We start from the raw sequence: 5,906 nt of genomic DNA on the forward strand, positions 1-5,906 counted from the left end.
CGAACCGTTCGCCGGGGCCGAGGTAGGCCCCTCCCGGCAGGTGGGGGTCGGTGGCGGCGCGCAGCACCGGCAGCATCGCCCGCTCGGGCGGCTGTGCCAGCAGCCGCAGCGCGACCCCGCTCACCGGACGCAGCCACGCGGGCGCCTCCCCCTGCCACAGGGCGGTCGCCGACAGGCCCGGGTGCGCGGCGACGGAGAGGGTCTCGGCTCCGCTGCCGGCCAGCCGCCGCTGCAACTCCCGGGCGAACAGCAGATTCGCCAGCTTCGACCGGCCGTAGGCGCTCAGTGAACGGTGGCCGGCGCCGTCACGGGCCCCCGGTCCGTCCAGGGCCCCCCGGCCGGCCCGGTGGGCGAGGCTGGACACCGTCACCACGCGGGAGCCGGGGACCGGGAGCATCAGGTCCAGCAGCAGTCCGGTCAGGGCGAAGTGACCCAGGTGGTTGACGCCGAAGTGGGGCTCGAAGCCGTCCTCGGTGCGCGGACGGGCGGGGAACATCACCCCCGCGTTGTTCACCAGCAGGTCGAGCCGCCGGTGCCGGCGCCGTACCTCGTCCGCGGCCCGGCGTACCGAGTCCAGGGAGGCGAGGTCGAGACGGACGACCTCGGTGCTCCCTCCGATGCGGGCAGCGGCCGCCCGACCGCGTGCGGTGCTGCGGCAGGCCAGGACGACGTGCGCGCCGCGTTCGGCGAGTGCCCGGGCCACCTCGAGCCCGAGGCCGCCGCTGCCGCCGGTGACCAGTGCCGTTCTGCCGTACTGGCCGGGGACGCCGGCCGGGGACCAGTCCATCAGGACCTGGCCAGGGGACGCCCCGCTTCAGCGAGGTGGGGAATGGCTTCTCTCACTGCTCTGACCTCGGCTTTCTGTACGGATCTGCACGGTTGTCAGTGGGGCCCGCTAGGTTGGTCGTACTGGCTGTGACCGTGCGATTGCGACAGGGGGTGGTCCGGAATGATGCGTGCCTACAAGTTCCTTCTCCGGCCCACGGTCCGTCAGGAGCAGGCACTTGCCGGGATGCTGCGGGATCACTGCTCGCTGTACAACGGTGCGCTCCAGGAACGCCGCGATGCCTACCGGCACACCCCGAAGACCACCGTCAGGTACGGCGACCGGTCCGCGCAGCTGAAGGAGATCCGGGCGTTCGACCCCGAGCGGCAGGGCCGCTGGTCGTTCTCCTCCCAACAGGCCACCCTGCGCCGTCTGGACAAGGCGTTCCAAGCGTTCTTTCGCCGTGTGAAGGCCGGTCTCACGCCGGGCTACCCCCGGTTCAAGGGTGTCGGCTACTTCGACACGGTGACCTTCCCGAAGGATGGGGACGGCTGCCGCTGGGACTCCACCCCGCACGATGGGCAAACCCGGGTGCGGCTGCAGGGTGTCGGGCACGTCCGCGTGCACCGGCACCGGCCCGTGCGCGGCCGGGTCAAGACGATCAGCGTCAAACGGGAGGGCCGCCGCTGGTACGTCGTCCTCGCCTGCGACGACGTGCCCGCCGAGCCGCTGCCCGCGACGGGAAGCACCGTGGGCATCGACATGGGCGTGAGGCACTTCCTCACCACGTCCGACGGTGAGCACGTGCAGAACCCGCGCTTCCTCCAGACGATGGCAAAGGAGCTGGCCACCGCCCAGCAGCACCTTTCGACATTCCCCGAGCGGACCCGGCAGCGCACCAAGCGCCACCGCGCGGCGGTCCGGAAGGTTGCCGCGATCCACGCGAAGATCCGCAGGCAGCGGCTCGACCACCGCCACAAGGCCGCAAACACGCTCGTCGCCGGGCACGACGTGATCGTCCACGAGAAGCTGAACACTGCCGGGATGACCAAGAGCCCGGCCACCAGGCCCGACCCCGAGCGGCCCGGCGCTTTCCTGCCGAACGGGGCCGCCGCGAAGGCCGGGCTCAACCGCAGCATTCTCGACGTGGGTTGGGGACTGTTCTTCGGAATCCTGGCGCAGAAGGCTGAGAGTGCCGCTCGCCGCGTGATCCCGGTGGACGCCCGCAACACTTCCCGCACCTGCCCCGAGTGCGGGCACGTCGCCAAGGAGAACCGCGTCACCCAAGCAAAGTTCGAGTGCACCGCGTGCGGCTTCCTCGCGAACGCCGACCACGTCGGCGCGCTCAATGTGCTCAGCAGGGCCGGGCTGGTCCTCTGCGACGGTGCTTGGCCACCGACACAGGAAACCCGCCGCTTCAGCGGTGGGTGGAGTCACGTGAGTCCTCCTCGGGTGGCGGCGCGCGCCGCGGAAGGTCAGGCCGCGGCTCCGTAGCCGTGCCGGACGATGAAGTCCGCCGTGACGTCGTAGTAGGCCGGGTCGGAGGGCGCGTCGGTGGCCAGACCGCTGACGTAGCGGTTGTACATGCAGAAGGCCGCCGCGATCAGCACCGTGTCGTGCAGGTGGGCGTCGGTGGCACCCTCGGCGCGGGCGGCGCGGACCGTCTCGTCGGAGACGGGACGGGCGTGGGCCTGCACCTCGGCGGCGACCCGCAGCAGGCTCTTCAGCAGTGCGGAGACCGGGGCGCCCTCCGGGTCGGCGAGGACCGCCCCCACCACGTCGGCACCGCCCTCCAGCTGGGCGGCGGCGAACGCGCTGTGGGAACGGGCGCAGAACGGCGTGCTGTTGAGGTGCGATACGTAGGCGGCGATCAGCTCGCGCTCGCCACGGGTCAGCGGGGAGTCGCCGCTGCGCAGCAGCGTCTCAGCGAGCCGGTTCAGCGGGGCGCCGGTGTCGGGACGCTGGGCCATCAGGCCGCTGATGCCGGGCAGGTCGTTGTCGAGCGTGATGTGCGCCATCGGAACACCCTTCACTGGGGCGGGCTCGGTCGGTGCCATCGTCGTCAGCGGCCGGGAGGGCGGCCAACTCCGAGGATGCGCAGCCCTCGGAGGGCCGCTGCGGGCGGTCACCGGGTGCGCGCACGCTCGGGACCCGCGGCGGGCGGCCGTCGAAGGTGCGCACGCTCGGAGTTGGCCGGAACCCGTGCCGCTTTCCACGATGGGCACCGGCCCGCCGCCCCGGACGGCGACGGCCGAAGACCCCTGCCCAGCGCCCGCCCCGGCCCTCCCGGGCGCCGCCCGACAACTTACGGAGCACCATGCCCGCATCCATGCCCGCGTCCGTGCCCGCGCACGGGAAGGCCCACCGGCGCTCGGTCGCCGCGACGGTCGTCGGCAATTTCATCGAGTCCTTCGACTGGCTGGCGTACGGGCTGTTCGCGCCGCTGTTCGCCGCCCGGTTCTTCCCCTCCGACAACACCCTGACCTCCGTACTGGGGGTGTTCGCGGTCCTCGGCGCCGGTGTCCTGATGCGGCCGCTCGGCGGTCTGCTGCTGGGCCGGTTCGCCGACCGGCGCGGCAGGAGGCCGGCGCTGATGCTGGCCATCTCCCTCATGGCGGGCGGCTCGTTCCTCATCGGAATCACCCCGACGTACGAGCAGATCGGACTGTTCGCGCCGCTCGTGCTGCTCCTCGCCCGGACCGCCCAGGGCATCTCGCACGGCGGCGAGTGGCCGGCCGCGGCCACCTATCTGATGGAGGTCGCTCCGGAGCGGCGCAAGTGCACGTACGGCAGCCTGTTCTCGCTGACCACCTGTGCCGGCGCGTTCACCGCCTCCCTGCTGGGCGGTGTGCTGACCGCCGTGATCGGTTCCGAGGCCATGGCGGCGTGGGGGTGGCGGGTGCCGTTCCTGGTCGGCGGCGTCCTCGGCCTGGTGCTGCTGGTGCTGCGCGCCCGGCTGGCCGAGACCGACGTGTTCCGCCGCGAGGTGAGCAGCCGGGCGGGCCGCGGCTCGGTGCGCCGGGTCCTGGGCGCCCACCGGCGCCAGGTCCTGCTCGCCGTGCTGTTCGTGGCCGGTACGGGCACCGTCGGCGGTACCTGGACCGCGGTCGTCCCCGCGCTGGGCGGACGGATGGCCGAGCCCGGCACGATGATGTGGGTCGCCGTGACCACCACCGCGTTCCTCATGGTGGTCAACGTCCCGCTCGGTCTGCTCGCGGACCGGATCGGGGCCGCCCGCTTCCTCGCCGCGGCGAGCGTGGTGTTCGCGGTGGCGGGCTCCTGGTCGTACCTGACCATGCGGGGCACCTTCACCAGTCTGCTGCTCGCCTACGGCTCCGGCGTGCTCTACCTGACGTGCGCGACCACGGTGCTGCCCAAGCTCCTGACGGAGATCTTCCCGCCACAGGTGCGCGCCCTCGGGATCGGGCTGCCCAACGCCGTGACCAGTGCGGTGCTCGGTGCCGTCATGCCGGTGTCGGCCACGTTCGCCGCCGAGCGGGACGCCTCCGGCTGGTTCATCGCCGCGGTGATGGCGGCCGTACTGCTGTCGCTGCCGGCGGCGGTGCTCTCCCGCCGTCCGGACGCCGCCCGCCCCGCGCTGGACCGGGCCGAGCTCACGCTCACCAAGTGAGGTGGAGAAAGGATCAGAGCTCGGGTTCGCGGTGGAAGTAGGTCACCGCCCGTTCACCGCGGACCCCGAGGTCCCGGCGCAGGGCGTCGGGGTCGAGGAGCTGGGCCGTGTCGACGGCGACGAGGGCCTGTGCGCACCCGCGCCGGCGCAGTTCCGTGAGGGCCGCCGCCACCAGGGCGAGACCCACGCCGATCCCGCGCAGGGCGGGGGCGACGGCGGCCTCCAGAACGCGGCCCCGGTCGCTCGCCGCGTACGCCAGGACGTGACCGGCGGGATGACCGGCGACCTCCAGGAGCAGCGCGAACCCGGAGAACTCGCCCAGCCGCCGGATCCGGGCCCGGAAGAGGGCGGGGTCGTACGTCTTGGGGACCCGGGAACGGCTGCGCAGGTGCAGGCCGTGCAGCACCTCGGCGTCCTGGTCCGACACGGCCGGCCGGATGTGCCCGGCCGGGGGCAGGGCCGCCGACGGCGCCCCGTGCGACAGGTCGACGTCGTACTGGGTGAGCGTGGCACCGCGTACGAAGCCGGTCTCCTCCAGGACGCGGGGCAGCACCGGGTCGCCTTCGAGGATCCCGCCGACGTCCAGGCCCAGCGGGGTGCCCCCGGCCAGTCCGAGCGCGTCCGTGCGGTCCAGCAGGTGCAGGATCAGGAAGCGGGCCGCCGGGGCGCTGCGCGGGCCCGGCGGGACCGTGAGCGCCGCCTCGGCGGCGGTGCCGCCGCCCAGGGCCAGTGACGCCCAGGCCAGCAGTTCGTCGCCGGGGCCGGTCAGGCACCAGCTGTTGTCCGCGTGGTGGGGGTGCGAGAGCGTCAGCCTGATGTCCTCGTGGGTGCACACGGCCGTGCCCGTACTGCCTTCCTCGTACGCCCTGACCAGTCGCACCAGCGTGTCCACGGAGACGTCCGCGGAGCGCCTGAGGACGAATTCTCCCGGCACGGTCATGGAAATTCGTGCCCCTTCCTGGGGGATCGGTCGTGGGTCGGCGAGTCATCGCCCGGGGCGGTCGGCAACGGGTGGGCGGCGCGGACGGGAGGGCCGAGGGCGCGGCGGCGCCCCTTCCTGGTCGCGGAGCCGGCGGAAACGGGATCGCCGGACACACCGTGGGCCGTACGGAGGCGTCAGCGTCTGCGTCGTCCGGTGCGGGCCGGCAGCGATCCGGTGGAGATCCGGACCGTGCCGGGCGCTCGGCCGGGTAAGGAGCCGGGGCAGAGGCACGAACGCCGCGCGGGGACGGCCGGGAGACGGCGCGGGGCATCGGCACGGCGTCCGTCGAACGCCATCGCACCTCACCGCCCTTCGCTCCGGCCAACGCCCTTCGGCGTAGTCGGATGCTACTTGGCGAAGTGGTCCCGGATGTTCTTCCAGATTGCTCTCTGCCTTCGTGACGTGCGGAAATTGTGTCCGTCCGCCGGGCGGACGCCGCTCCGGGGCGCCGTGTCCGCCGTGGCGGGGGCGCCCGTGCGGTGAAGAAACGATTTGCTCGGACGCCCTCCCGGGCGCCGGGCCGCCGG

At 73.1% G+C, this 5,906-nt stretch carries 5 protein-coding genes; 2 read left to right on the top strand and 3 right to left on the bottom strand.

Annotated features, from left to right (window positions below):
- Window positions 1-787 (bottom strand): oxidoreductase (locus B7767_RS29795; protein ID WP_085574865.1); only part of this gene is annotated, 787 nt, incomplete at its 3' end.
- A gap of 162 nt (window positions 788-949) precedes the next feature.
- On the opposite strand from B7767_RS29795, the gene B7767_RS29800 reads away from it, so the two are divergent.
- Window positions 950-2,260 carry a transposase gene (locus B7767_RS29800; RefSeq protein WP_256923622.1) on the top strand — a complete coding sequence of 437 codons (1,311 nt, stop codon included), beginning with the start codon at window positions 950-952 and terminating at the stop codon, window positions 2,258-2,260.
- Here the strand turns inward: B7767_RS29800 and B7767_RS29805 are convergent.
- On the bottom strand, window positions 2,242-2,784 hold the full coding sequence (locus B7767_RS29805; protein WP_085574866.1) for a carboxymuconolactone decarboxylase family protein: 543 nt from the start codon (window positions 2,782-2,784) through the stop codon (window positions 2,242-2,244). The two genes, B7767_RS29800 and B7767_RS29805, sit on opposite strands and share 19 nt — an antisense overlap.
- A gap of 299 nt (window positions 2,785-3,083) precedes the next feature.
- On the opposite strand from B7767_RS29805, the gene B7767_RS29810 reads away from it, so the two are divergent.
- Window positions 3,084-4,397 (top strand): MFS transporter, encoded by a 1,314-nt coding sequence (locus tag B7767_RS29810; protein ID WP_256923623.1) that lies wholly within the window; start codon window positions 3,084-3,086, stop codon window positions 4,395-4,397.
- Window positions 4,398-4,410: 13 nt separating this feature from the next.
- On the opposite strand, the gene B7767_RS29815 is transcribed toward B7767_RS29810, so the two are convergent.
- The gene (locus B7767_RS29815) at window positions 4,411-5,337 is read right to left on the bottom strand and encodes a GNAT family N-acetyltransferase (protein ID WP_085574868.1); all 927 of its coding nucleotides are present in this window, start codon (window positions 5,335-5,337) and stop codon (window positions 4,411-4,413) included.
- Window positions 5,338-5,906: the final 569 nt, after the last annotated feature.

The sequence above is a fragment of the Streptomyces sp. 13-12-16 genome (assembly GCF_002114215.1).
Lineage (GTDB): Bacteria > Actinomycetota > Actinomycetes > Streptomycetales > Streptomycetaceae > Streptomyces.